The sequence below is a fragment of the Halopseudomonas nanhaiensis genome (assembly GCF_020025155.1).
GTDB lineage: Bacteria > Pseudomonadota > Gammaproteobacteria > Pseudomonadales > Pseudomonadaceae > Halopseudomonas > Halopseudomonas nanhaiensis.
In genome coordinates this window covers 1,449,388-1,476,167 of the sequence record NZ_CP073751.1, presented here as the reverse complement: position 1 = coordinate 1,476,167, position 26,780 = coordinate 1,449,388, and the positions used below count along the sequence as shown (strand labels likewise).

Here is a 26,780-nt window from a genome sequence, read left to right as displayed (position 1 = left end):
GACATGGACCCGTTATGGACGGCGCTCTCGTCGGCACCGCCAGCCGTGTTTCTGCAGCGCAATGGCACGGCGTATCTGCTGCTTAACGCCGCCCATATCGCGTCGCTCGGGGTGCTGATCGGGGCCATCGTCACGCTGGATCTGCGCCTGCTGGGTGTCTTCCGAACAGCACCCGTGCAGGCGCTGTGGCGTCCCTTGTCACAGATGGCCGCATGCGGCCTGGGACTGGCACTTCTCACCGGACTGATGTTATTCAGCGTGAACGCTGCGCAGTACGCCAGCAATCGCGCGCTGCAGATCAAGCTCCTGCTGGTCTCGGCAGGGGTAGTCAACGCGTTCTGGCTACATCACCGTCACCGGCGCCAACCGGCCATCACACCATTCACGCGGCTGCAGGCGGCAGTCTCATTGTCGCTCTGGCTGGGCGCGGTGATCGCAGGCAGATGGATAGGCTTCTTGTAGATTCGTCCGCTATCGAGCGCAATCGACAAACTCCGTTACAGACTGCCACTCCTTTCCAGAGCGCGTTCTACCGGCCTCGTAGCGACGCTGTACGCTCCAGCGGATTCACAGCCGCTCACCGAGCAAGACAATCCCGCGCTCTTTGCTACCTTTAAAAATGGACCGGGATCAGCGAAGCACGACGGCTTTCAAGCTGTCCCGCATTACCATCGTCTCGCAGGAGCGCAAATGAGCAGTGAAAGAAAATGCCCGGTTATTCATACACCGAAGAAAGGCAGATCGAACCGTGAGTGGTGGCCTGACCAGCTCAATCTGAACATCCTTCACCAGCATTCTCCGCTCGGCAACCCGATGGGCGAGTCGTTCAATTACGCGGCAGAATTCAACAATTTGGACTTCAAGGCGCTCAAACAGGATCTTTATGATCTGATGACCGACTCGCAATCCTGGTGGCCGGCGGACTACGGTCACTATGGCCCGTTTTTTATCCGCATGGCCTGGCACAGCGCGGGCACCTATCGCATAAGCGATGGTCGCGGCGGTTCATCCACCGGTGGCCAGCGCTTCGCCCCGCTGAACAGCTGGCCCGACAATGCCAACCTCGATAAAGCTCGCCGCCTGCTGTGGCCCTTGAAGAAAAAGTACGGCGACAAGATTTCCTGGGCAGATCTGATGATTCTGACCGGCAACTGCGCGCTGGAATCGATGGGCTTCAAGACCTTCGGCTACGGCGGCGGCCGCGTGGATACCTTCGAACCTGGAGAGGACGTCTACTGGGGCACCGAAGAGGAGTGGCTCGGAGATACCCGCTATGGCGAAGGCGAAGGCCGGGCGCTGGAAAGCCCTCTGGCTGCAGTACAGATGGGCCTCATCTACGTGAACCCGGAAGGCCCCAACGGCGAGCCGAATCCCGAGGCTGCAGCGCACGACATCCGTGAAACCTTCGGCCGCATGGCGATGAATGACGAAGAAACCGTCGCGCTGATCGCCGGGGGTCATACCTTCGGAAAATGTCATGGCGCAGGCGACCCCTCCCACGTCGGGCTGGAGCCGGAAGGAGCGGATATTGCCGATCAGGGCCTTGGCTGGACCAGCCGCTTCGAAAGTGGCAGCGGGGAGCATGCGATCACCAGCGGGCTCGAAGGGGCCTGGACCCCCAACCCGATCAAATGGGACATGGGCTTCTTCGACATGCTGTTCAACTACGAGTGGGAGCTGACCAAGAGCCCTGCCGGTGCCTGGCAGTGGTCGGCAAAGGACCAGAGCGAATCGGATCTAGCCCCGGCAGCGCACAACCCCGCCAGGAAAGTCCCGACGATGATGGCCACCACCGACCTGGCGCTGAAGGTCGATCCGTCCTACGAACGCATCTGTCGTCGCTTCCATCAGAATCCCGACGAGTTTGCCGACGCCTTCGCACGCGCCTGGTTCAAGCTGACGCACCGGGACATGGGGCCCAAGGTGCGTTACCTCGGCGAGGAAGTTCCGAGCGAGGACCTGCTATGGCAGGATCCGATCCCGCCGATCGATCATCCCCTGATCGACGACCATGATGTTCGAGCTCTCAAGACGAAGATCCTCGACGCGGGCCTGGGCGTTTCCGAGCTGGTGGCTACCGCCTGGGGCGCGGCTGCCAGCTTCCGCAACTCCGACAAGCGCGGCGGAGCGAACGGCGCGCGTATCCGTCTCGCGCCGCAGAAAGACTGGGAAGTCAACGAACCTGCGCAGCTGGCCAGGGTGCTCGGCAAGCTTGAGAGCATTCAGCAGCAGTTCAACGCCACGCAACAGGATGGCAAGAAGCTGTCCATGGCCGACCTGATCGTGCTGGCCGGGTGCGCAGCAGTTGAGAAGGCAGCGAAGGACGGTGGACACCCGATCGAGGTGCCCTTCACTCCGGGGCGGACCGATGCCTCTCAGGAGCAGACCGACGCGGAATCCTTCGAGCCTCTGGAACCAGGCGCGGAAGGATTCCGCAACTATCTGGCCGAGGACCGAAAGATCCCGACCGAAGCGCTACTGGTCGACCGCGCTCAGCTGCTCACCCTGTCGGCGCCGGAGATGACCGTGCTGGTGGGCGGGCTTCGGGTGCTCGGCGCCAATCACGGCCAGACGCGGCACGGCGTCTTCACCGACCGGCCAGGTGTGCTGAGCAACGACTTCTTCGTCAACCTGCTCGACATGGGCACCGCCTGGAAGCAGGTGTCGGAGACGGCCAACCTGTTCGAGGGTCGTGATCGGGAGAGCGGCGAGCTGAAGTGGACCGGTACACGGGTCGATCTGGTATTTGGCTCCAACTCGCAGCTGCGTGCTCTGGCGGAGGTCTACGCTCAGGACGATTTCAGGGAGCGTTTCGTGCGCGACTTTGTCACGGCCTGGACCAAGGTCATGAATCTGGATCGCTTCGATCTGGTGGCCTGAGACAGCGGCTCCGGACTCCCCGTCCGGAGCCGCTGTTCCTGACGTGCACAGCCAACCACTTACCCCCCTCTTCCTGCCTCGACCGTCACGCAACTCTTGTGTCAGTAGTAGCAAACAGCTACCTTGAACAGCATAACAACACAGACAAATGATACGTCCGGAGCCAAGGCGGTGTGAGAGCCGGCCCGGGGAGGCGCCATGAGCAGCCACGACACCCGTGATGAGGGGTTCATCGCCCTCTTCCGCCGATTGCCCGTAGCCTGCATGCTGACTCAGACCAGCGACAGCACGGTGTTGGCGGTCAATCCTGCCTTCGAGCAGCTCTTCGGCTGGCGGGCGGCGGACGTGATCCGTCGCCACTCGACAGACCTGCCGATCTGGAGCTCGCCCAACCAGCGCGAATCCTTCCTGGGTCAGCTCCAGATGGTCGGCCATGTCCAGCAAAGCGAAACAGTGTTTCGATGCAGCGACGGCTCGCTAAAGCCTTGCCTGGTATACGTTGAGTTCATAGACGTTGCCGGCCGTGCATGTCGCCTGTCGATGGCTCTGGACATCAGTGACCGAGCCGCATCGGAGCAGGCACTCAAGCGCAGCGAGACAAAATTCTCGGCGCTGTTCCAGGACTCGCCCGAACCGTACCTGCTGTTCGAAAGACGCAGCGCCCGCATCACGCAGATCAACCGCAGCTTCAGCGAAGTATTCGGCTATACCCCGGACGATGTGGTCGGCAAGACCGCGATGGAGATCGGACTCTGGCAATATCCGGACAAGCGCCCTGCCGTCATCGCCAAGCTACTGCGCGACAAGCGTCTGCGCAACGAGCCGGTCGACATGATCGCCAAGGATGGCCGCGCAGTGAGTTGCGAGGTCGCCAGCAACTTCGTCCCCATCGGTGATGAGCTATGCGTGCTCACTACGCTCAAGGATGTTACCGAACGCCGGCGCGTCGAGGCGCGCATCAAGCATCAGGCCTACCACGACGGCCTGACCGATCTGCCCAATCGCCAGTTGCTCAACGACCGTATCCAGCAACATATCGCTCTGGGTGAGCGACACGGGCTCAGCTGTGCGCTGCTGTTCTTCGACCTGGATCATTTCAAACGCATCAACGACTCGCTCGGTCATGCACTGGGCGATGCGGTGCTGCGCGAGGTCGGAAGCCGGCTGCTGCAGTTGGTACGCAAGGCCGATACGGTATCGCGGCTGGGCGGCGACGAGTTCGTGGTCCTGCTGACCGGGCTGGAGGGCTCCGAAGAGGACGTCGCCCGGGAAATCCGACTGCAGGCAACGAAACTGCTCAATGCGCTGGCCGCGCCCATGAGCATTCGCGGACACACCTTGCAGCTGGGCTGCAGTATCGGCGTGGCCATGGCCCCGCTGCATGGCAACACGGCCGAGGAGCTGCTCAAGCACGCCGACACGGCGCTGTACGGCGTCAAGGCCAGCGGCCGCAACAGCATCGCTTTCTTCGAGCCGCACATGCAACTGGCAGTCAGTCAGCGGCTGCTGATGGAGGCCGAGCTGCGCCAGGCGCTGCTGGAGCAGCAATTCTGCCTGGTGTATCAGCCGCAGGTGGACGGCCGTACCCAGCGTATCGTCGGCGCCGAAGCCCTGCTGCGCTGGCGCCATCCGCAGAAGGGCCTGGTCAGCCCGAACGCCTTCATGCATGTGCTCGAAGACAGCGGCATGATTCTGCAGGTGGGCCACTGGGTGCTGCGTCACGCCTGCCGTTTCACCGCCGGACTATTGGCTCAGGGTCGGGTCAGGGCGGACCAGTTCAGCCTCAGCATCAATGTCAGTCCACGGCAGTTTCGTCAGCCCGAATTCGTCGATCGGGTGGCCGCCGCGTTGGCCGAGTGTGCCATCCCGCCCAGCTGCCTGTACCTGGAAATCACCGAGGGCATGGTGATGCAGGATGTCGGCGACACCGTGGCAAAGATGGACCTGCTACGCGACATGGGCATACGCTTCGCCATCGATGACTTCGGCACCGGTTACTCCTCGCTCTCCTACCTCAAGCGGCTACCGGTCGACCTGTTGAAGATCGACCAGTCCTTCGTCCGCGACTGCGCCAGCGACTGCAGCGATGCTGAAATCGTTCGTGCGATCATTGCCATGGCCCGCAGCCTGAAGCTCAATCTGATTGCCGAAGGGGTCGAAACCCCCGAGCAGCTGGCCTTTCTGCAGAATGAAGGCTGTCATGACTATCAGGGTTATCTGTTCAGCCGGCCCCTGGCCGACGACGCATTCTGCGACCTGCTTGCCACCTTCAAGCTGCCCGCCACGCCGGCCTGAGGCGCGGGACGGCGCTCCCTCGATCTGTCCGGTGCCACACCACGGACATCATCCGTAACAGCCCATCACGAACTCTGCTCGCCTTGCGCCGTCCCAAACCTGTCCACTCCGCGACTAACGCTCACGACGATCAAGGAGACCCTCATGTCCCGCTCCAGGCAAACGATAAACCCGGCCACCGAGGAAACGCTGGCCACCTACACGCTGATGTCTCGCGATGAAGCCAACCAGGTGATCGAACACACCCATGAAGCCTTTCTGCAGTGGCGCAAGACCTCCTTCGCAGAACGGGCCGAGCTGCTGCGCAAGGTCGCTTCGCTGATCCGCGAACGCAAGGACGACTATGCCGCACTGATGACGAAGGAAATGGGCAAGACGCTGGCTTCAGGCAAGCAGGAATGTGAACTCTGCGCCGCCATCTGCGAGTATGCAGCCGAGCACGGGGCCGACGAACTGGCCGAACAGACACGCGACCTGCGCGGCGGCCGGGCGCTGATCAGCTACCAGCCGATCGGCGTGATCTACGGAATCCAGCCGTGGAATTTCCCGCTGTATCAGGTCATTCGCTACAGCGCCGATAACCTCATGGTCGGCAATACCGTTCTGCTCAAGCACGCCGGTAATGTCTGGGGCATGGCTCTGGAAGTCGAGAAGTTGTACCGCGATGCCGGTCTGCCCGAGCACGCCTTCCGCACGCTGCTGATCGACCACGACACCTCCGATGCAGTCATTGAACACAGGCTGGTACGAGGGGTCACGCTGACAGGTAGCCCTGCGGCCGGCGCCGACATCGCACAGAAAGCAGCCAAAGTGTTGAAGAAGACCGTACTCGAGCTGGGCAGCAACGATGCCTACCTGGTACTGGGCGATGCCGATATCGAAAAGGCGGTCAAATTCTGCGTCATGGGCCGCATCAACAACACCGGCCAGACCTGCGTGGCAGCCAAGCGCTTTATCGTCGTGGACGCGGTCTATGATCAGTTCCGCAATGCCTTCGTCGAAGCGATGGGCAAGATTACCGTCGGCGACCCCACCAGCCAGGACACGGTAATGGGCCCGATGGCGCGCAAGGACCTGCGCGACAAGCTTCACGATCAGGTGCAGCGTTCCATCGAAGCCGGGGCGACCTGCGCGCTCGGCGGTGAGGTTCCGGATCGCACGGGCTACTACTATCCGGCGACCGTGCTGGAAAACGTGAAGCCCGGCCAGCCGGCCTATGACGATGAGCTGTTCGGCCCAGTCGCCGCGCTGATCCGGGTCAAGGACGAAGAAGAAGCCATGCGCGTGGCCAACGACTCCCCCTTCGGTCTGGGTGGCGGCATCTTCTCTACCGACCCCGAACGAGCCATCAAGCTGGCCCGCGACGAGTTTGATACCGGCATGGTCAACATCAACGGCTATAACCTGGCGCAACCCAACCTGCCGTTCGGTGGCGTGAAGGACAGCGGTTACGGTCGTGAACACGGCGGCTTCGGCATGCACGAGTTCGTCAACATCAAGTCGATCATGATCAACGAGAAGTAAGCGTCAAGCGGGAGCCGGGTCGTCCATGGCCCGGCTTCGCAACCTGCCATTCGTCGTGCGCAACGCTCCATAGCAGAAAGCTATTATCGGCAGACGAAGTGATGCCGTATCATTATGCCATCACCGCCTGCTTCCCTCCTCTGCCAGGCGCCTTCCGTATTCATAGATGAGCGCTCTGATGCTTGCCGGCCGCTACGACCTGTTCCTGGTCCTTATTTCCTTCGCCGTCGCGATGCTGTCTTCGTATACCGCTCTTGATCTGGCGGGGCGCATTGCTTCGGCCAGGGGCGCGGCGGTTCGTTACTGGATAAGCGGCGGCGCTCTGGCGATGGGTTTTGGCATCTGGTCGATGCACTTCATCGGCATGCTGGCCTTCAAGCTGCCCATTCCGCTTGGCTACGATCTGACGTTCACCATGGGATCACTGGTGCTGGCCATCCTCAGCTCCGGCCTCGCGTTGTGGCTGGTAAGCCAGCCGGACATGTCGTGGGGCGACACGCTGCTCGGCGCGCTAGTCATGGGTGCGGGCATCAGCAGCATGCACTACCTGGGCATGGCAGCACTGCGCATGCAACCGGGCATCATCTACGATCCCTGGCTGGTAGGAGTCTCGCTCGGCGTCGCCACCGTCGCCTCCGGCTCCGCGCTGCGCATCGCATTCGCCTTGCGTCGTCACAGCTCCCGGGTCAAGGCGCTGCGGGCGGGCGCCGCAGTGATCATGGGCTTTGCCATTGTTGGTATGCACTACATCGGCATGGCGGCAGCCGGCTTCCCGGAGGGCAGCTTCTGTGGTGCTGCGATCACCGGACTGGACACTCAGTGGCTGGCGAGCCTGGTAATCGTCATCACGCTGGCGATTCTCGCGATAACACTGCTGCTCTCTGTGCTCGATGCACGCCTGGCGGCCAAGACCGAAGTGCTCAGTTCCTCACTGGCGCGCGCCAACCGAAAGCTCATGGAGCTGGCCTTGCAGGACAGCCTGACCAGGCTACCGAACCGGGTCCTGCTTGAAGAGCGCATCAACGAAGCCATCGTCCGTGCGCGTCGCGAAGATGGCCTGTTCGCGTTGATGTTTCTCGATCTGGACGGATTCAAGCCGATCAACGACGCCTTCGGTCATCACACCGGGGATGAGCTGCTGTGTCAGGTCGCCAACCGCCTGCAACAACACATGCGTTCGAGCAATACCCTCGCCCGGGTCGGTGGCGACGAATTCGTATTGCTCGCGGAGGTTACAGGCGAGGCCGAGGCATCCGTCATCGCCCAGGAGGTCATAGGACTGGTCAGCCGCCCCTTCCCCGTCGGCGAGCACGAGCTGCGGGTGTCGACCAGCGTCGGCATCGCGCTCTACCCCCGTGACGGAGTCAAGCAGCAGGAGCTGCTGATGAATGCCGACGCCGCCATGTACCACGCCAAGCACAACGGCCGTAACGACTACAGCTTCTTCGAACCGGTGATGAACCTGGATGCGCGAGCCCAGCTCAAGCTGCTGCACGAGTTGCGCCTGGGCATCGAGCGCGAGGAGCTGGTGCTGCACTTTCAACCCAAGTTCTCGGCGCTGTCAGGCAAGCCGATCGGCGCTGAAGCACTGGTCCGCTGGCAGCATCCTGAGCTGGGCCTGTTGGCCCCGGACCGCTTCATCGGCCTGGCGGAGCAATCCGGACTGATCACGCGTATCGATGAATGGGTGCTGAACGCCGCGGCACAACAGCTGCAGACCTGGCGCGCCGAGGGCCACCTCGACTGGCAGGTGGCGGTGAACATTTCCGGCCTGCACGTGCGCCATCATGGTCTGGTCGAGCATGTGCGGGAGGCTCTCGCGCGATTCGATCTACCTGCACAGTGTCTGGCAATCGAGATCACTGAAACCATGGCAGTGCGGGACGCCGAAGCGATCGCCATGCTGGAAGAACTGGCCGGGCTGGGCGTATGCCTGTCCATCGACGACTTCGGCTCCGGCTACTCCAGCCTCTCGTACATCAAGCGCCTACCCGTACGAGAGCTGAAGATCGATCGCAGCTTCATCAGCGAAGTGTGCGCGGGAAGCATCGATGCAGCGATCGTCGCGTCGGTGGTCACGCTTGGCCGGGCGTTGAATCTGCGAGTGGTAGCCGAAGGCATCGAGGACGCCGACCAGCAGGCGCTACTGTCCGAACTCGGCTGTGACGTGTTGCAGGGTTTCTGGCTCGGCAGACCGGTTCCGCCTGGCGAGTTTCTGCTCGATACCCGCCGGGAGGAAACACCGGTTCCCGCAACCTGAGTCGATTCCCCGAGCCATCCGCCGCAGGCCACGTCAGTGGGCGCCCGGCTCCAGCTTGACGTCGCTCAGACAGGTCGCAGTCAGCACGGCTGTTGCGGCCATGATGCCCGCCCCAATCAACGCATTGGCGTGCAGCGCTTCAGCGAAGCCGCTTTGCGCAACAGCAAGTACCAGCTCTCCCAGTTCGGCTGGCAGTTGCCGCGAAACGGCCAGCGCACCGCCAATGGTATCGCCGGCTATCTCCGCCTGCTGCATCGTCAACCCCGCCGGCAGCTCGCCTGCCACATGCGTGCGGTAAACGGCCGCGCCCACACTGCCGATGACCGCGATACCCATCGCCATACCCAGCTCGGAGGCGGTCTCGGAGGTTGCGGCGGCGGCCCCGGTCTTCTCCTTCGGTGCTGCGCTCACCACCAGATCGGTGCCCAGGATCATCATCGGCATGATGCCTACACCGAGCAGTATCGTCCCGAGCACGATCAGAGCGACACCTTCCCGGCCCTGCACCAGCAGCAGGGTCAGCAGACCGATGACCGCGACGCCGAGCCCCAGACTGACGAACACCGACGGTCGCAGCCGCCGTGCGATGCGCGGCACCAGCAGGGAGCCGCCGGTCTGGATCACCGCAGCTGGAAGCATGGCGAGCCCGGCTTCCAGCGCAGTCAGTCCGCTTACACCCTGCAGGTATTGAAAGATCATCAGCCAGGAGCCGGACAACGCCAGCAGCGACAGCATCATTGCGGTGACTGACACGGTGAACGCGCGCCGACGAAACAGCGCCATGTCGAACATCGGGTCAGCCAGACGTTTCTGCCGGCGAGTGAATGCGATGCCGACGCCGATGCCTGCAACCGCCGCGCCGCAGGCCAGCAGGTTCACACCGTCCCGGGCCGTGTCCTTCAGCCCGTAGATCACCAGCAACAATGCGCCGACGCAGAGGACCGCGCTGGTGAAATCCAGCCGGCCGGCCTGCTCGTCGCGAAACTCCGGCAGCAGTATCGGACCAACGATCAACAGCAGGGCCATCACCGGCACGGCAAGCAGGAATACCGAGCCCCACCAGAAAAACTCCAGCATCAGGCCGCCAACAAGGGGCCCAATGGCGCTGCCTACGATAAAACCGGTCATCCAGATGGTGATCGCCAGGGTACGTTCGCGCTCGAGATGGAACATGTTGCGAATCAGCGACAGCGTCGACGGCATGAGCGTGGCACCGGCGATCCCGAGCAGCGCCCGGGTGGCGATCAACATGCCCGACGAGGTCGAGAAGGCGGCAGCGATCGATGCCACGCCGAAGGCGAAAGCGCCCATGAGCAACAGCCGTCTGCGGCCGATGCGGTCACCGAGCGTGCCCATGGTGATCAGGAACCCGGCAACCATGAAGCCGTAGATGTCGAGAATCCACAGGAGCTGGGAGCTGGTCGGCTGCAGATCGGCGCTCAGGTGCGGCGCAGCCAGATGCAGCACCGTCATGTCGAGGGCCAACAGAAGCGTAGGTAGAACCAGTACAGCCAGGCCCAGCCACTCTCGTCGGCCGGCAGCCGGCCAAATGGGCTCAGCGGTCAGGTCAGAAACTGTCATCATGCATCGTCCTCGGGCGATCGATTCTTATACGCCCGGGACCGGGGAGCGACAAGGTACAGTTACGAGCCGGACAACCGGCACACACTGCTGTCGAGGCTTACATCTGCGATTGCAGGTAGTTAGGCAGCCCAACCAGCTTGATCAGGCGTAGTTGCTGCTCAAGCCAGTATGCGTGGTCTTCTTCGGTATCTTTCAGCTGGATCTCGAGGATCTGCCGGGTCTGATAGTCACCATGCCGCTCGCACAGTGCGATCGCCCGGGCCAGATCATCGCGTACCTGGTACTCCAGGCGCAGATCGGCAGCCAGCATATCCGGAACGGTATAGCCCGGGTGAATATCGGCTGGACGCATGTCCGGCATGCCTTCCAGGAACAGGATGCGCTTGAGGATTGCATCGGCGTGCTGCGTCTCCTCCTCCATCTCGTGGTTGATCCGCTCGTACAGCCGGGCATACCCCATGTCTTCATACAATCGCGAATGCAGGAAATACTGGTCACGTGCGCCGAGCTCTCCGCGCAGCAGCTCGATGAGACAATCGACAACTTCCTGGTGACCTTTCATGGTGCTGATATCCCGCGGCTGATCAAAGTGCGTTCATTGTGCCGAACGCTGAACTGCATTGCCAGCCGAAACCGGAATAAATTCAATTCAGTCAATGGGTTATGCGGACTCTGATGGTAATTTTAAATTTAAGCGTTCGCATTCCCGTTCAGCCGTCCATGGTGGGTGCGCAATGGGAATCTATTGACTCGCGCAACGTTTACCTGAAGGCTGATCACGCCAAGAACAACACCACACCAAGAGAAGGAATACGAGATGTTCAGCCATGTCATGCTCGGCGCCAACGATATTCAGCAATCCAAGGCATTTTATGACGCCGTACTGGGCGTAGTCGGCTGCAAGCCCGGCGTCATCGACGAGAAGGGTCGCTGCTTCTGGTTTACCAAAACCGGAGTGTTTGCCATTACCAAACCACTCGACGGCGAGCCCGCGTCGAACGGCAACGGCAGCACCATCGGCTTCGCCATGGACAGCCCGGAACAGGCCGATGCCTGGCATGCCGCCGGCCTCGCCAATGGTGGCGTGACTTGCGAAGATCCACCGGGTGTTCGTCAGGGTAACGGCGGCCAGCTGTACCTCGCCTACCTGCGTGATCCGGCCGGTAACAAGATCTGCGCCTTGCACCGTATGGGCTAAGGTCCGCCTACGCAGGCGCGCGCCGCTGCAGGCAATCGTGCAGCAGCGGCTGCGGCGCCCCCGCGTCATAGACAACCGGATACATATTTCCCCCCGCCCCCCGCTTGCGTGCGCTCTGCCAGCAAGGTCTGATGTGACAATGCTGCGGCTTCGCCTGCGGCCAGATTCCATAACACGCTGATTTTTTTCCGCATTAGCGGTCAAAGCCGGTAACGACTGACCCATGAACGTTGTCGCTCATTGCAGAGGTTTCCATGAATACGCGCAGTCTGCTCGATCAATTGCTCACCAGCGGCAAGGATTTACTCCAGAATCAGGGCAGCAGCCCCTCGACCCAGAGAGCAGGTTCGGGATCAGGCTCCGGAATCGAGTCGGCGCTTGGCGGGCTGCTGGGCAGCGTGGGGGGTGGTGCTCTGGGTGGCGGGGCCATCAGCCTGCTCATGGGCAGCAAGAAGACCCGCAAGATGGGCGGGAAGGTCATTACCTATGGCGGGCTCGCCGCACTCGGCCTCGTTGCCTACAAGGCGTACAGCAACTGGCAAAGCCAGAAGGAAGTCCAGACCGGCATGGCGCAGCCTGACGGCCCGCTGCGCACCGTCGACCGGGTACCGCCTGCGGAGATCGAGCAGCATAGCCAGGCCATTCTGAGAGCCATCATCGGTGCCGCCAAAGCCGACGGCCATATCGATGATCGGGAACGTGAGATGATCGACGGTGAGATCAACAAGCTCACCCCGGATCCCGAGCTCAAGCGCTGGTTCGACCAGGAACTGCGCAAACCGCTCGACCCGTCCGACGTCGCCCGCTCGGCGCAAACGCCGGAAATTGCCGCCGAGATGTATGTCGCCAGCATTCTGATGGTCGATGATCAGAACTTCATGGAGCGCACTTACCTCGATGAGCTCGCTCGCCAGCTCAAGCTCGACCCGGAGCTGAAATCAGAACTGGAAACGCAGGCAGCCGAAAACCTGCAATAACCCACTCACGGCGGCCGCGCTCCGCCGCGCGGACACACCAAGACCAGCCAGCGGCCGAAGACATCAGGATGCTACGACTGTCACGCGGAAGGTGGATAATCGGCAAACCATAGGGAAGCGGACTGCACGCATGCCGGAATCAGCGTTCGACCATGAGCAGGCCATCGAGGCTTGCGCGCGTCAGGATGAACACGCCCTCCAACGTCTGTACCGGGAGGAATCGCCGCGCATGCTCAGTCTGCTTATCGGCATGCTGGGCCAGCGCGAACAGGCCGAAGATTGCCTGCATGACGCCTTCGTACAGATCTGGCAAAACGCCGGGCGCTACCGACGCGAGGTGGGCAGCGGCCGCGCCTGGCTGTACAGCATCGTTCGCTACCGCGCACTGAATGAACTACGCCGCCGCGGCCGGTGGGCAGGCACCGATGATGGCGCCGTGGATCAGCTGATCGACGGGCTGCCGGGCGTGCCGGAGCAACTCGAGCAGCGCGACGAGAACCGGCGACTGGTGAGCTGCCTGCGCAAGGTCGATGACGATCGACGCCGGCCGATCCTGCTGGCTTTCTACCGCGGACTGACGCATGCGCAGATTTCATCGCGCCTGAGCATCCCGCTCGGCACCATCAAGGGGCGGATCCGCGCTGGACTGCGCGCGTTGCAGGAGTGCCTACAAGCATGATTCCAGAGCAACCTGAAGAGCGACGGGCGCTGATTGGCGAGTACGTGCTGGGCCTGCTCGACGAAGCACAAACCGCCGAGGTAGACGAACTGATCGAACACGACCGGGACGCCCCACGCATCGCGCTGGAATGGCAGGCACACTGGCTCGCACTGAGCGATGAGTTACCGGCCGTACCGCCCTCGGCTGCGCTATGGCCGCGCATCAGGCAGAGCATCGCTGTGCGCGATTCACAACCGGAGACCATTACCCAGCGCATCTGGAACAGCCTTGGACTGTGGCGTTTGACCAGCGCCGCCCTCGCCTTCGTATTACTTCTCAGCGTGGTGCCGGCGCTTCTACCCGAGGATCCGGCCTCGCCTGCGTATACGGTAGTGCTTCAGCAACCCGGGCAGGCTGCCGATCCGGGGTGGGTCATCCGCGTCAATCAGGATGGCGACCTGCACCTCGATCCGCTGGTCAGCGACAGCATTCCTGCGAACAGATCGGTTCAGTTCTGGACACTCGTCGATCCCGCCGACGGTCCGCGCTCCCTCGGTCTGGTGCAGCCAGGCCAGCCGTACAGCCTGAGCGCTGAGCAGATCGGTCGCGTCGAGCCGGGGCAACTCTTCGAACTTACGCTCGAACCCGCAGGTGGGTCACCGCTGAGCAGGCCGACGGGCGAAGTGTTGTATATCGGCCGGGCGGTGGTGGCGTCCGCAGAATAAAAAAACCGACATTACAGACATCCAGATTGCATCTCGCGGGTAATCAGTACAGGAGCGATGACACGGGGTCATCGCCCTGCCGATTTCCAGAGGATGCCTATGAACACATTCAGCACCGCAGTCGTCGTTACATTCGGCCTGTTCGCCGGGTCGGTCTCCGCCGCAGAGCTTCTGGCCTTGGGCAGCGACGGCACACTGCACACCATCGATAGCGAAAGCCTCAAGGTCACCGGGACCACCCAGGTCATGTCGAAAGCACCGCTACGCGGCATCGACGTGCGTCCGGCCAGCGGTGAGTTATACGCACTGGCCGGCGACAACCAGCTCTATACGCTGGACCCTGAAACCGGCTCACTTTCAGCAAAAAGCAAGCTCGCTCAGGCCTTGCCCGGCAATGGTCAGGCAGTGGTCGACTTCAACCCCGTCGCTGATCGCCTGCGCCTGCTGGCGGCTGATGGAACCAACTTCCGCGTGAACGTCGATACCGGCGAGGTCGTGCTCGACGGCGAGGTTTCCTACGCAACCGACGGTCCGCATGCCGGGAAAACCGCCAATGTCATGGCTGGTGCGTACACCAACAGCTATGCCGGTACCGAATCAACGTCCCTGTACACGGTGGATCTGGCGACTGGTCAGCTGATGCTGCAAAACCCGCCCAACGATGGCGTGCAGCAGGTGGTGGGCGTGATTGCCGAGGAGCTGGGTCAGGTAGCGTTCGATATCGCCAGCGACGGCAAGGGCGACAACACCGCCTGGCTGCTGACCGGCACCACCCTGCATCGAGTCGATCTCGAGAGCGGCAAACCGACCACGCTCGGCGAGGTGGCTGACCTACCCGAAGGCGTCATCGATATGGCTGTGATGCCCTGAACCGGGGCGCGTTGCCTCGCCTGTTGGCGTGGCAACGCAACCCTGTGCGACGATCCACACAGCAACCCGAAGAGCTGCTCCACGACAGCGTTTTCGAGGTACCGCTGGGTTATCAACCGGTTGATCGGCGTAGAAGCCAATTCTTAGCCGGGCGTACTCTCCTGCCTGTATAGCTGCATCCCGCGCGCCTGGTAGTTGGCAAGCGCGCTGGGATGATCAAAGGTGCAGGTATGCACCCAGACCCGCTCCGTATCCGGCCAATCCCAGGCCGAGCCGATCGCGTGGCTCAGCAAGGGTCCGCCGAAGCCCTTCTCGATGGCCCAGGAAGCGAGGCCGAAATATCGGATCTCCACATTGGTCCCATCAGGCCGATAGAGTTCGTAGTACCCGGCAATGCTGCCTCGGTGATACGCCACCCAGGTCCGATGCAAATCGCTTTCCACCAGCGCTCGCCATTGTTCGTCCGTCCAGTCGTCAAGATCGCCCCACTCCCACTCGCTACCAACCAGTTCATAAAGGAAACGATTGAACCGAAACTGCGGCACTTCGCATTCCACAATACTGAGCGCCTCCGGCAGGGGCTTGCTGAGCAGCTGCTGCGGGCTGGTCATTTCGAGATAGAAGGTCGTGTAGGTGGAATCAGTCATCTGCATCTCCAGACGTCGAGCGATCAGACCCTGAGAATTACGAGTCAAGTAGACTCACGTGGCGAGCAACCATGATCACTTCATCGGCCGAGTACAAGCCGGTGATGGTTGCCTCGACGGTTGCGCCAAGCACGTCGGCATAGAGCTTCTGGGCATGATTGTCGGCCCGTGTCGTGACCATTACGTGTTTCACCCTGGCCTGCGACTGCTGCAGCATAGCCCGCACGCAGGGTAGCGAGCGCTCGATCAACGCCCGCCCTATACCGTTGCGCTGCCGGTCCGGCGCGACCGCGATCTGCTCCAGTTCCAGCACCACCTCAGGCCGGAACCCGCTCTTCTGGGTCCAGATGATGTAACCAACGCATTCCGAGCCATGCATCGCCACGAAGCTCATCATGCGCGGGAAGGCATTCAGGTTGCATGTCAGCCACGCCTCGGACTGCCGCTGCCGAACGAACGCAGCCGCATGCACCGTCGCAGCAGCGGCTATGTCCGTCTGCGTCATGGGTCGTAGGGTGATCTTATCGAGCACGTAATGCATGTAAGCGGTCCCTGCTTGTAAGTGTCGTAATAGTAACGAAGAAACAGTGACAGCGCTGGCGGTGCGTTTCATCGTTTTTCTGGCGTGCCTGATAACACCGACGGCGTTCCGTCTGGCCTCAACCCCTACCTTTCCCGCCTCTTGTCGATTTACGAGCTGTTCGCGCGACTTACAGCACGCAGCCATCCTGGCTGTGCCATTGAACCTGTTCGAGGAGCGCAACGATGTTTTATGTCGATGGATTTGTCGCAGCAGTGCCCACGGCCAACAAAGAGCTGTACCGCAAGCACGCCGCCGATGCGGGCCCGGTTTTTCTGGAAGCCGGAGCTCTGAGCTTCGTCGAGTGCTGGGGGGATGATGTGCCGGAGGGCAAGGTGACGTCGTTTCCCATGGCGGTGAAGTGTCAACCGGATGAGACGGTCGTGTTTTCGTGGGTAACCTGGCCTGATCGGGGGACGCGGGACAAAGGCATGCAGAAAATCATGGAGGATCCGCGGATGCAGCCCGATGTAAACCCCATGCCCTTCGACGGAAAGCGCCTTATCTACGGCGGCTTCGCCGCTATCGTTTCCATGTAAGAAGTTGCCCCCGCTCCGTGAGCGGGGGCAACTTCGGTCTCACTCCGCTTCAGGATCCTTCGGCGGCAACTCGCGTACCGGCCGCACTTCCACGCTGCCCAGACGCGCCGGTGGAATATGACTGGCCAATTGCAGCGCCTCGTTGAGATCCCGTGCCTCCAGCAGATAGAACCCGGCCAGTTGCTCCTTGGTTTCGGCAAACGGTCCGTCGAGTATGATCGTCTCGCCTTCACGCACCCGGATGCTGGTGGCGGAAGCGGTCGGCTGCAATGCCTGCCCGCCGAGATAATGCCCTTGCGCGGTCAACTTCTCGACACAGCGGACACATTCCTGATTGAGATCGTGCCATTGCTGCTGGGTCATGGCATTGATCACGCTTTCCTCGTAGTACACCAACGCGACGTATTTCATGACAATCCACCTCCCACCACAGCCGTTACGCTCACTGCCATTGCTCCACGGGAGTGAGTCCGCAATTGAACATCCAGCTGGTACCGAAACGATCCGTCAGCATCCCGAAACCCTGCGCCCAGAATGTTTTCTCAATCGGCATATGAACTGTTCCTCCATCTGCCAGTTCCTGAAAGACCTCGGTCGCCACATCCAGATTGTCGTACTGCAACTGGACGGTAGCTCCTGGCGCCTGTTGTCCGCAGCCCGGCGCCATGTCCGCGCCCATGATGACGTGACGGCCGATATGCAATTCGGCATGGGCGATCATTTGCGCCTGCTCCGGCGGGACCTGATCGGCCATCGGGGTCTCGCCAAACGTGTTGATCTCCAGCGATGCGCCGAACACCGAGGCATAGAAGTTCATCGCTTCACGGCAGCTCCCCGGAAAGGTCAGGTGTGTGCAGAGGCCGACCGGCTGCCGCTGCTGGGCCTTGCCCAGTCTGGCGTGTCGCTCAAGCGCCGGACCGGGTGCGAAGTCCTCCATTTCGTAATAACGACGCACCTCCAGGCAGGCGGCGGCGTCCGATCGGGGCCACTGCTTCGCCCAGCCCAGCGCCTCTCCCGGTGAGTCGACCTCGATGACTGTATACCCTGCAAGCAGTTCGCCGGTCTGTTCGAACGGCCCACGAATGACCTCGGGTTCACCGTCGGTGAAGCGGATCCTGAAGCCATCCGAACTGGGTCTGAGTCCGTCGCCTGTGACGAACACACCCGCGGCAAACATACGCTCGTTGTACTCGCCCATCGCCTCGAGCAGTTCGCTGGTAGGCATGATGCCCTGCTCGGTGTTTGCGTCGGCCTTGCGCATCAACATGTATCGCATATCGCACCTCTTCTGGTTGCTGTGATCATTGCAACCTTTAGTCGTGCAGGCCGTACGCAGATCGACATCAGCCCGCAACTATTTGAGTGCAGCGATACGCTGTTCGATGAATCGGCGCTCGGGCCATTGCGCAGTCAGCGCGAGCGCTTGCTCGTAGGCGCTCACGGCATCCGCGGTGTTGCCCATGCGGCGCAGCAGATCAGCGCGGGCAACATGAAAGAGGTGGTAGTTCACCAGATAACGTGAAGCGGCCAGTTCATCGAGCAATGCCAGCCCCGCCGCCGGCCCGTCGCGCATGGCGATCGCTACCGCGCGGTTCAGGGCGATCACCGGTGTGGGGCTCATGCGGTACAGCAGATCATAAAGCTCGACTATCCGTTGCCAGTCGGTGCTGGCGGCGTCAGCTGCGGTCGCATGCGCCGCGGCGATGGCAGCCTGAATGCTGTAGGCCCCGACCGGCTGATTGCTCATCGCCAGGTCCAACCAGTGCAGACCCTCGACAATAGCGGCCTGATTCCAGCGAGACCGATCCTGATCCTCCAGGGTAATAACCTGCCCATCCGGAGTCTGCCGCGCCGCGCTTCGCGAGTCCTGCAACAGCATCAGCGCGAGCAGGCCATACACCTCGGCATCCGGGAGCAGCTCGGCCATCAGTCGGCCGAGCCTGATTGCTTCCTGTGCGAGACCGGCGTTGACGACGGCGTCGCCAGCGCTGGCGGAGTAGCCTTCGTTGAACATCAGATAGATGACCCGCAAGACGCTGCCGAGTCGCTGCGGCAATTCACTGCTTTCCGGAACGGCATAGGGGATCTGGGCGTCGCGGATCTTGCGTTTGGCACGGACAATCCGCTGTGCGACGGTAGCGGACTGCTGCAGCAATCCGCGGGCAACCTGCTCGGTGGTAAGGCCGCACATTTCGCGCAGTGTCAGCACCAGCTGGGTCTCGGGCGCCAGACTCGGGTGACAGCAGGTGAAGATCAGCCTCAGCTGATCGTCCCTGATGCTGTCCTCGTCGAACCATGGCCCGGGCTCACCCTCCGCCTCCGCCTCGACAGCCAGCTGGCCTTCGGCGTAGTGCCTGGCGCTCTGCCGCCGTCGAATCTGGTCGATTCCCTTGTTTCGGGCAATGCGGATAATCCAGGCGGTCTGTTTCTCGGGGACACCTTCATCTGGCCACTGCTTGAGCGCGGCAGTAAAGGCCTCCTGCATCGATTCCTCGGCCAGCTCGAAGTCGCCGAGCAGTCGAATCAGCGTAGCGAGAATCTTGCGGGACTGGCGCCGGTACAGCGCTGCCAGCAGCGTATCGATGGGCATCCGAGAAGGTCCGTGTCAGATATCCGCACAAGCATAGCTCAGCGCGGCAGTTGCTTAGCAGCGGCGCGCGGCAAGACAAATCGGACATGCGTCTCAAAACCTCGAATTCGGCAAAACTTGATCATCAGCTTATCGTCCAACGGCCCAGCCACTGCGCTTTAACAACCCCGGTCAGCGCGTTCTGCAACCCGGCGTGTAAACAACATATGCGAGATTTCAAAGATGAAAAAGAGTGTGCTGTCGGTCATCGCGGTGTGCGCCGTGACGTTCATCGGGGCGGCTCTGTGGGTATACAGCGCACCGCCGGCTCAGGTGTCCGCCGCCTACCTCGGCGTCGAGCGGCACCTGGCCGATCTGGAGCCGCGTACGGTTGAGATTCCCGGGTTCCAGGTGGCCTACCTGGAGGGCGGCACAGGCGAGCCGCTGCTGCTCCTCCATGGCATGGGCGCCAACAAGGACGAGTGGAACCGGGTTGCGTCACATCTGACCGATCGACACCGGGTCATTGCCGTGGATCTGCCGGGCTTTGGCGAAAGCGACAAGCCGTTCGATGCCAGCTATCTCACCCCCGCTCAGGTTCGCTACGTACAGCAATTCGTCGAGGCGCTGAATCTCGACAGGCTGCACCTGGGTGGCAATTCCATGGGCGGACGTATTGCCGCAGCCTACGCGGCCGACTATCCCGAACGGGTGGAGAGCCTGTGGCTGCTGGCCCCGTCCGGCGTGATGAGCGCGCAGCAAAGCGAGCTGGTGAAAAGTCTGCAGCGCGGTAAGCAGGTGCCCATGGTGGTAGGTAACCGAGCAGAACTGGACGAATCGCTGGAATGGACGACCGAGCGGCCGCCCTATTACCCGGGCCCGGTCAAGGACGCCTTTGCCGAAACCGCGGCGCAGAATTATCGGCTGCACAGCCGGATCATGGCCGAGCTCCGGCAAGAGACCGTGGAGCAGTCCCTGGAAGATATCGTGACCGGATTATCCGTACCGACCCGCATTGTCTGGGGAGAGAAGGACAAGCTGTTCCATCACTCTTCCGCGCGGATACTCGAGCACCTCATCGACGGCAGCTCGGTGCTTCTGCTGCCGGATACGGGTCACCTTCCCATGATCGAAGCGCCTGGCAAGCTCGCCGACGATTACCGGCAATTCCGCGCTGCGCTGGAGAAGTCGTAGTCAAAACCCGACGAAGCGGGCGATCTCCTCCACCGGACGACGCTTGGACACCACGGCATTGGCAGGGAAGTCTTCATCCGGATAGCCCATCGCGACGCAGATCATGATCACCTGGTCCTCGGGAATCTCGGCATGGCGGCGGACCACAGGGGAATGCATGATTCCCTGACTGTTGACCACACAACCAAGCCCGCGCGACCACGCTGCGTTGACCAGACCATTGACCAGGGCGCCGCAGTCGAACTGGGCAATGTCTCCGTCACGCAGCACGCGGTCATAGGTAACCACGATGGAAACCGGCGCATCGAACTGGCGAAAACCGCGCAGGATCCAGTCCTGACGCTTTTCCTTGTCGTCCCGAGCGATACCCATGGCTTCGAACAACTGCACTGCAATCTCGACCTGCCGCTGCCGGTGCTCACCCTCATAGGCTCCGATGCCGCGGCTTTCCTTGTCGGGCGGCACGCCGGCGAGCATGCGCTCGGTGTTCTCCGCGCGGATACGGTCCAGCGGCTCGCCGGTCAGAACATGCAGATGCCAGGGCTGCGTATTCATCGAAGAGGGTGCACGGCTGGCCAGTGCGATGACCTCCTCGAGGACGCTACGCGGAACCGGTTTGTTCTGAAAGGCTCGGATGCTGCGACGACCCATGACCACTTGTTCGTAATTCAATGTTGCAACTCCCCTGACGCATCGTTTGGCAATCTGAAAGCCATTCTACCCGCCCTGCGTCCGTGCGGAGCTTGGATGAGTCATTCGCCGCGCTTATGCTCCAGCCGACGAGCCAGCCCCTGCAGCCGGGGGCGGATTCGCAGGAATCCACGGTAGGCGAGCTCCAGCGCCGCGAGCCCACCTGGCAACTGCCCGAGCCTCGCGAGCCAGCGCCAGCCGGGCAACCGACTCCACATCGCGACGAAGGCTGCGGCGCCATCAATGCGTGAACCATCGCCACGCTGGATGTGAAAGCGCGCCAGCAGCTTGTCCCGGTCAGCGGCGAAGGCAAAGCAATCATTGCTGCCCGAGCTGATATCGACAAAGCGCAGCGCACTGTCCTGCTGTGGCTCGGCCAGTCCCTTCACATGTGATATCTCGCGCATGCACAACGGACAGCCTCCGTCGTACAACACCGTCAACGTCTCCTGTCTTTCCGGTTCTCTCATGACAATCCTCCTCGCTGCGACGGGTACCCCGGCCGATTGGCAATAAGGCCAGCGCTCAACATGAACCGACTGAGGACGCCGATGCAAGCAGCTTCCACGCGGATAACCCGTCTTATGTATCGGGCTTTGTGCAAGATTGGCAAAATCTATTTCCGCGATAGGAAAGGGCAATCGTCGTACGGAAGCTTTTCGCACTCCATGCTTAAGGCCACATGTGATGCAGCGCGGACGCGCCATGCAGCCCAAGGGAGGTTTTTCCAAGGGAAATTACCAACTCGAGAGGTGAAACATGTTCGTCCATAACAAACGATTGCAGTATACCGTCCGTGTCGCGGGCCCCAACCCAGGTCTCGCCAATCTTCTGCTGGAACAGTTCGGCGGCCCCCAGGGTGAGCTCGCCGCCGCCATGCGCTACTTCGTTCAGGGCATCTCCGAAGATGATCCGGGCCGCAAGGACATGCTCATGGATATCTCTACCGAAGAGCTCAGCCACCTTGAAGTCATCGGCTCCATCGTCGGCATGCTCAACAAGGGTGCCAAGGGCGACCTGGCCGAGGGCGTCGAGAAGGAAGCCGAGCTGTACCGGTCGCTGACCGGAGCGGGCAACGATTCACACATTACCTCGCTGTTGTATGGCGGCGGTCCGGCATTGACCAACTCCGCCGGCGTGCCCTGGTCCGCAGCCTATGTCGACTCGATCGGTGAGCCTACTGCCGACCTGCGCTCGAACATCGCGGCGGAAGCGCGGGCCAAGATCATTTACGAGCGTCTGATCAACGTCACCGATGATCCGGGCATCAAGGACGCACTGAAGTTTCTGATGACGCGCGAAATCGCCCACCAGAAGTCCTTCGAGAAAGCGCTGCACTCAATGCAACCCAACTTCCCACAGGGCAAGCTGCCGGGCGAGCCTGAATTCGCCAACGTCTACTACAATCTGTCGCAGGGCGAAGGCGACGCGCGTGGTCCGTGGAATGAAGGACCGGAGTGGGAATTTGTCGAAGCCCCGCAACCGGCAGTCGATGGTGGTGACGGTATGGCCTCGGTTGATCTTGGCAAGGATCAGGCCAAGGTCGTCAAGCAGATGGCAACACGAACCAAGTCCGATCCCACGGTCGATCCCATGACCGGCGCCGATCTCGGCTCCGGTGGAGCCATTCGCAAAGGTAAAGGCTGACGCCTGCATGCGTGCCGATCCGCCCGGTTGGGCGAATCGGCACGCAGTACCGGCCTTTTAGCGCACCACGTGAAGAAAGTGCATGTGGCGCTCGTATTGATCCAGCACGTCGCTGATCACCTCCTCCCGATTCCAACCCATCAGGTCGTAGTTCTGGCCGCCCTCGTTCAGATATACCTCCGCACGGTAATACTCGGCCTTCCCGCCTTCTTCCGACGCCGATGTCAGGCTGGGGCGCTCATAGGGCCGCGGACGGACCTCGTAAATGAAGTCGGTCTCGCCCTGGTGAGTGATTTCGAGTCGAACGCGGGAATCCTCCCCTCGACTGACGCGGGTCTCGAAGCCCTCGGCATCGAACTCGCTGACTACCGACTCGAGTGCCGGCAGAACCACACCTGCCAGAAACTTCTCGACTTCAGGCTCGTCCGGAAAGCGCACGAGATTATGCAGACGGCGGCGCCACCCGCCTGACGTGGTCGAGGTCGCAGGCGACGTCGTTGGAGTCTGGTATCGCAGATCGCGCTTGGTTGCATCCAGCCTCAATGCCTTGAGCAAGCCCACTATGCACACCATCAGCACCAGGGTGAATGGCAAGGCACTGGCGATGGTTGCTGTCTGTAACGCCGTCAGCCCATCCGCCAGCAGCAACGCGATAGCCACCACCCCCATGGAGACCGCCCAGAACAGGCGCTGCCAGACCGGCGTCGGGCTGACCCCGCCGGATGCCAGCAGGTCGACCACCAGCGCGCCCGAGTCGGCAGAGGTGACGAAAAACACTACCACCATGAGAATCGCAATGAGCGAGAAGACCGAGGCAAACGGAAACTCTTCGAGGAAGGCAAACAGCGCCAGGGCCGAGTTCTCCTCGATCGCCAGACCGAGCTGCTCGACCTGCCCCCACAGAATCATGTGAATGGCCGTATCGCCGAACACCGTCATCCAGAACAGCGTGAAACCTGTCGGCACGAGCAGCACACCGGTGACGAACTCGCGAATCGTTCGACCGCGTGAGATGCGAGCGATAAACAGGCCGACAAAGGGCGACCATGCCAGCCACCAGCCCCAGTAGAACAGCGTCCAGCCGCCGATCCAGTCGTTCGGCTCGTAGGCATACAGGTTGAAGGTGGTGTTCACCAGATTCGACAGATAGCCACCGGTGTTCTGCACGAAGGTCTGCAGAATGAACACGGTCGGGCCTGCAATCAGGACGAAGGCCAGTAGTATCACCGCCAGGATCAGATTCAGCTCGGAAAGCCGGCGAACGCCCTTGTCCAGCCCGGTGACCACCGAGACCGTCGCCAATGCGGTTGTCGCAACAATGAGGCCGACCTGGACCGGCACAGAGATCGGCAGACCGTACAGGTGATTGAGCCCGCTGTTGATCTGGCTGACGCCCAGACCCAGCGATGTGGCCACACCCAGCAAGGTGCTGATGATGGCGAAAATATCCACGGCATGCCCGATCGGGCCATAGATTCGATCGCCTATCAGGGGATACAGGGCCGAACGGAGCGTCAACGGGAGGCGATGCCGGTAACTGAAGTACGCAAGAATCAGCGCGACGATGGCGTAGATTGCCCAGGCATGCAGCCCCCAGTGAAAGAAGGTGATGCGCATGGCATCCCGCGCAGCCGTCGCAGTACCGCCCTCCCCCGCGGGCGGATCAAGAAAGTGCATGACCGGTTCGGCCACGCCGAAGAACATCAGACCGATCCCCATGCCCGCAGAAAAGAGCATGGCGAACCAGGTCGGGCTACTGTAGTCCGGCTCGCTGTGATCCGGCCCGAGCTTGATGTCCCCGAATCGGCTCACCGCGACCAGTACAACGGTCAGCAGGATGCCTGCCACCGCCAGAATATATATCCAGCCGACATTGGCGATGATCCACGACTGCAACTCACCAAAAACGACCTGGGCCTGCTCGGGCTGCAGAACGCTGTACAACACCAGCGCGAGTATCAGGATGGCGGAGCCGTAAAACACCGGAGGGTTCAGGGTGGATGTTGATTGTTCCTGCATGTGTTCTCCCTTGATTCAGCGGCTTCGTGTCATGAAGCGCCTGGAGGAATGGTGCCAGCACAGCTTGGTGGCGCGTGAACAACCGACAGCGCATTCGGCGGGAATATCCGGAACAATGAAAACAAGGGAGGTCGTGGTGCATCCGCCGGGGGCGAGATTGCCCGGATTTACCCGGTGCTCAACTAGAAGCTGTACGCCACATAGATCGATGTGCGAACAGCATCGCTGTACAACTCGTCCGCCCAGTACTTCCCGTAGCGCCAACTGATGATGGTCTTCGACAGGCCGCGGTACTCGAGCATCAGATCCATCCCCTGGCCATACTGCGCGGTGCCAGTGTCGGCCTGATAATCGTAGAGCGTACCCATGAAGGTCAACGCTTCGGTTCCAGGCATCCTGCCGGCGATGCTTGCGGAGTAGACTTCCAGGCCGTGGCTGTCGCCCAGGCTCGGGTTGACCAGAAACAGCTCGGTGAGGCTGTTGAAGGTGTGCGATAGCGGTGTGATGAACTTGTCGGTGGGCGACTCGCCGCTCAGCTGGTTGTAGCCGAGGCGGTAGGCAATGTCGGAGACTTCAGCGCCCAGCTCGAGCACTCGGTAATCGGCCTCTACCTGATTCGGGTTGGCGCCAACATCGCGCTGAACGGCATACTCGAGTGTCGACAGCAGGTGCCAGCGGTCGATGGGCGCCCGGCCTTCGAAGCTAAGCCCGTAGGTGTCGACCGAGTTGGTCGGCTCGTCATCGTAGTCCAGCAACACGCCATAGGTCTTCAGCACGCCCACATCGTCCACCGCATACCCGACGTTATAGAAATGCGAGTCCATATCGGCCTGGCCATTGCTGGCTCGACGACCAAGCACGCGACGTACCCTGTCGAGATAACCGTACTCGATCTTCAGACCGTCCAGCGGCGCGACAGCCAACGTGAATGCATCGAACGATTGATGGTTCTGGCGCAACCCGGCGGTGCTGATGAATCGCCCGTTGTTGAGCATGATTTCCTGCCTGCCAAGGCGCAGTTGCAACGCACGATCCGGGTTGGCGTACTGGACGAAGGCCTGGTTGATCTCGGTACCACGTGGGTCGGCAATCACCGGATAGCCGGGGCGATTCTGGGAAGGGATGGTCGGAACGTTGTAGTCATCGGCAAACACCTGCTCCACCGCTTCCAGCTCGGCGAAGCCGCTCCAATGCTCACCTACGAGCGCCCTGGCCTTCAGCCCCAGGCGGATGGTCGAAGCCCTGGAAGTCTCTTCCATGTCATACCACTCGTAGCGGTAGCGCAGATCGGCACCGTATTCCATGCGTATATCGGCAAGCGCCAGCTCGGTGAAACCAAGCCCGACGATTGAAATACCCAGGGCGGCCAATGCCCGCAGCGTGTTCATTTCACTCATTGTTGTTCTTCTTTTCTGGCAGACTGGCGCGCCTGTTCCGGACGCCTTTGTGGCATTGTGGGAGCCACGGACACTGCACGCAACATACCGAACGGGACGCTCGCGGGATTGACTGTTCGGTTTTTCATACCGGTCCACCGCCCTGTCCCGCGATTTGAGCGAAGCGCATTCAAGTCGCCCAACAAAAAGCCCAGCATAAGCTGGGCTTTTTGAGTTCTTAGCACCTGGGCGCACTAGCGCGCCCAATGGCTCAGACGGTCATGATGTTCTCAGCCTGCGGGCCTTTCTGGCCCTGCGTGAGTTTGAACTCAACGCGCTGGCCTTCAGCAAGGGTCTTGAAACCCGTGCCGGTGATGGCGCTGAAATGTGCGAACACATCCGGGCCGCCAGCCTGTTCGATGAAACCAAAACCTTTAGCTTCGTTAAACCATTTTACGGTGCCAGTAGTCATAGTCGACATAATATATATCCTGAGTTTATAAATGATGGCCCATATGGACCGGAATGCTGGAGAGAGGCGATAA

At 61.4% G+C, this 26,780-nt stretch carries 25 protein-coding genes; 13 read left to right on the top strand and 12 right to left on the bottom strand.

The window, feature by feature from the left end; translation table 11 throughout:
* Positions 1-3: 3 nt before the first annotated feature.
* The 5 genes from KEM63_RS06670 to KEM63_RS06650 all read left to right on the top strand — a co-directional run bounded on the left by KEM63_RS06670 (position 4) and on the right by KEM63_RS06650 (position 8,959).
* Positions 4-462 carry a DUF6644 family protein gene (locus KEM63_RS06670; RefSeq protein ID WP_223655408.1) on the top strand — a complete coding sequence of 153 codons (459 nt, stop codon included), beginning with the start codon at positions 4-6 and terminating at the stop codon, positions 460-462.
* A 228-nt stretch (positions 463-690) separates the two neighbouring features.
* Positions 691-2,880 (top strand): catalase/peroxidase HPI, encoded by a 2,190-nt coding sequence (katG, locus tag KEM63_RS06665; RefSeq protein WP_223655407.1) that lies wholly within the window; start codon positions 691-693, stop codon positions 2,878-2,880.
* 198 nt (positions 2,881-3,078) lie between these two features.
* Positions 3,079-5,175, top strand: a complete 2,097-nt coding sequence (locus KEM63_RS06660) for a putative bifunctional diguanylate cyclase/phosphodiesterase (RefSeq protein WP_223655406.1) — start codon at positions 3,079-3,081, stop codon at positions 5,173-5,175.
* A gap of 144 nt (positions 5,176-5,319) precedes the next feature.
* Positions 5,320-6,699, top strand: a complete 1,380-nt coding sequence (locus tag KEM63_RS06655; RefSeq protein WP_223655405.1) for an NAD-dependent succinate-semialdehyde dehydrogenase — start codon at positions 5,320-5,322, stop codon at positions 6,697-6,699.
* A 178-nt stretch (positions 6,700-6,877) separates the two neighbouring features.
* On the top strand, positions 6,878-8,959 hold the full coding sequence (locus KEM63_RS06650) for a putative bifunctional diguanylate cyclase/phosphodiesterase (protein ID WP_223655836.1): 2,082 nt from the start codon (positions 6,878-6,880) through the stop codon (positions 8,957-8,959).
* 33 nt (positions 8,960-8,992) lie between these two features.
* On the opposite strand, the gene KEM63_RS06645 is transcribed toward KEM63_RS06650, so the two are convergent.
* Positions 8,993-10,540 (bottom strand): MFS transporter, encoded by a 1,548-nt coding sequence (locus KEM63_RS06645; protein ID WP_423747853.1) that lies wholly within the window; start codon positions 10,538-10,540, stop codon positions 8,993-8,995.
* Positions 10,541-10,640: 100 nt separating this feature from the next.
* Positions 10,641-11,105: a bacterioferritin gene (gene bfr, locus KEM63_RS06640; protein WP_223655403.1), complete on the bottom strand. Its 465-nt coding sequence runs from the start codon at positions 11,103-11,105 to the stop codon at positions 10,641-10,643.
* Between the two features lie 255 nt (positions 11,106-11,360).
* Between bfr and KEM63_RS06635 the strand changes: the two genes are divergently transcribed.
* The 5 genes from KEM63_RS06635 (at position 11,361) to KEM63_RS06615 (ending at position 14,974) form a co-directional block, all read left to right on the top strand.
* Positions 11,361-11,741, top strand: a complete 381-nt coding sequence (locus KEM63_RS06635; protein ID WP_223655402.1) for a VOC family protein — start codon at positions 11,361-11,363, stop codon at positions 11,739-11,741.
* A 254-nt stretch (positions 11,742-11,995) separates the two neighbouring features.
* Complete coding sequence (locus tag KEM63_RS06630; protein WP_223655401.1) at positions 11,996-12,718, top strand: tellurite resistance TerB family protein; 723 nt, start codon at positions 11,996-11,998, stop codon at positions 12,716-12,718.
* A gap of 130 nt (positions 12,719-12,848) precedes the next feature.
* The gene (locus tag KEM63_RS06625) at positions 12,849-13,397 is read left to right on the top strand and encodes a sigma-70 family RNA polymerase sigma factor (RefSeq protein ID WP_223655400.1); all 549 of its coding nucleotides are present in this window, start codon (positions 12,849-12,851) and stop codon (positions 13,395-13,397) included.
* Positions 13,394-14,104: an anti-sigma factor gene (locus tag KEM63_RS06620; protein WP_223655399.1), complete on the top strand. Its 711-nt coding sequence runs from the start codon at positions 13,394-13,396 to the stop codon at positions 14,102-14,104. Before KEM63_RS06625 ends, KEM63_RS06620 begins: the two co-directional genes overlap by 4 nt.
* Before the next feature lie 99 nt (positions 14,105-14,203).
* Positions 14,204-14,974 (top strand): DUF4394 domain-containing protein, encoded by a 771-nt coding sequence (locus tag KEM63_RS06615; RefSeq protein ID WP_223655398.1) that lies wholly within the window; start codon positions 14,204-14,206, stop codon positions 14,972-14,974.
* A gap of 143 nt (positions 14,975-15,117) precedes the next feature.
* Here KEM63_RS06615 and KEM63_RS06610 read toward each other — a convergent pair whose 3' ends face one another.
* Complete coding sequence (locus KEM63_RS06610) at positions 15,118-15,621, bottom strand: GNAT family N-acetyltransferase (protein ID WP_223655397.1); 504 nt, start codon at positions 15,619-15,621, stop codon at positions 15,118-15,120.
* A 37-nt stretch (positions 15,622-15,658) separates the two neighbouring features.
* Positions 15,659-16,162, bottom strand: coding sequence for a GNAT family N-acetyltransferase (locus KEM63_RS06605; RefSeq protein ID WP_223655396.1), 504 nt, complete (start codon positions 16,160-16,162; stop codon positions 15,659-15,661).
* Positions 16,163-16,386: 224 nt separating this feature from the next.
* Between KEM63_RS06605 and KEM63_RS06600 the strand changes: the two genes are divergently transcribed.
* Positions 16,387-16,740, top strand: a complete 354-nt coding sequence (locus KEM63_RS06600) for a DUF1428 domain-containing protein (RefSeq protein WP_223655395.1) — start codon at positions 16,387-16,389, stop codon at positions 16,738-16,740.
* Positions 16,741-16,779: 39 nt separating this feature from the next.
* Here KEM63_RS06600 and KEM63_RS06595 read toward each other — a convergent pair whose 3' ends face one another.
* From KEM63_RS06595 to KEM63_RS06585, 3 genes are all read right to left on the bottom strand, one after another.
* Positions 16,780-17,151, bottom strand: coding sequence for a YciI family protein (locus KEM63_RS06595; RefSeq protein ID WP_223655394.1), 372 nt, complete (start codon positions 17,149-17,151; stop codon positions 16,780-16,782).
* A gap of 31 nt (positions 17,152-17,182) precedes the next feature.
* Positions 17,183-18,016: a YciI family protein gene (locus KEM63_RS06590; RefSeq protein WP_223655393.1), complete on the bottom strand. Its 834-nt coding sequence runs from the start codon at positions 18,014-18,016 to the stop codon at positions 17,183-17,185.
* 78 nt (positions 18,017-18,094) lie between these two features.
* Complete coding sequence (locus tag KEM63_RS06585) at positions 18,095-19,330, bottom strand: RNA polymerase sigma factor (RefSeq protein WP_423747836.1); 1,236 nt, start codon at positions 19,328-19,330, stop codon at positions 18,095-18,097.
* 222 nt (positions 19,331-19,552) lie between these two features.
* Between KEM63_RS06585 and KEM63_RS06580 the strand changes: the two genes are divergently transcribed.
* On the top strand, positions 19,553-20,503 hold the full coding sequence (locus KEM63_RS06580) for an alpha/beta fold hydrolase (RefSeq protein ID WP_223655392.1): 951 nt from the start codon (positions 19,553-19,555) through the stop codon (positions 20,501-20,503).
* Here the strand turns inward: KEM63_RS06580 and KEM63_RS06575 are convergent, their stop codons facing one another.
* Together KEM63_RS06575 and KEM63_RS06570 are read right to left on the bottom strand one after the other, a co-directional pair.
* Complete coding sequence (locus KEM63_RS06575; RefSeq protein WP_223655391.1) at positions 20,504-21,175, bottom strand: nitroreductase; 672 nt, start codon at positions 21,173-21,175, stop codon at positions 20,504-20,506.
* Positions 21,176-21,255: 80 nt separating this feature from the next.
* Positions 21,256-21,663, bottom strand: coding sequence for a thiol-disulfide oxidoreductase DCC family protein (locus KEM63_RS06570; protein ID WP_223655390.1), 408 nt, complete (start codon positions 21,661-21,663; stop codon positions 21,256-21,258).
* Positions 21,664-21,952: 289 nt separating this feature from the next.
* On the opposite strand from KEM63_RS06570, the gene KEM63_RS06565 reads away from it, so the two are divergent.
* A complete protein-coding gene (locus KEM63_RS06565) occupies positions 21,953-22,840 on the top strand; it encodes a manganese catalase family protein (RefSeq protein ID WP_223655389.1) in 888 nt (295 codons plus the stop codon).
* Positions 22,841-22,897: 57 nt separating this feature from the next.
* Here the strand turns inward: KEM63_RS06565 and KEM63_RS06560 are convergent, their stop codons facing one another.
* The 3 genes from KEM63_RS06560 to KEM63_RS06550 form a co-directional block, all read right to left on the bottom strand.
* Entirely contained in the window at positions 22,898-24,859 is a 1,962-nt protein-coding gene (locus KEM63_RS06560) for a BCCT family transporter (RefSeq protein WP_223655388.1), read from the bottom strand.
* A 182-nt stretch (positions 24,860-25,041) separates the two neighbouring features.
* Positions 25,042-26,256 carry an alginate export family protein gene (locus KEM63_RS06555; protein WP_223655387.1) on the bottom strand — a complete coding sequence of 405 codons (1,215 nt, stop codon included), beginning with the start codon at positions 26,254-26,256 and terminating at the stop codon, positions 25,042-25,044.
* 250 nt (positions 26,257-26,506) lie between these two features.
* Complete coding sequence (locus KEM63_RS06550; RefSeq protein WP_279346940.1) at positions 26,507-26,716, bottom strand: cold-shock protein; 210 nt, start codon at positions 26,714-26,716, stop codon at positions 26,507-26,509.
* Between the last annotated feature and the right edge of the window lie 64 nt (positions 26,717-26,780).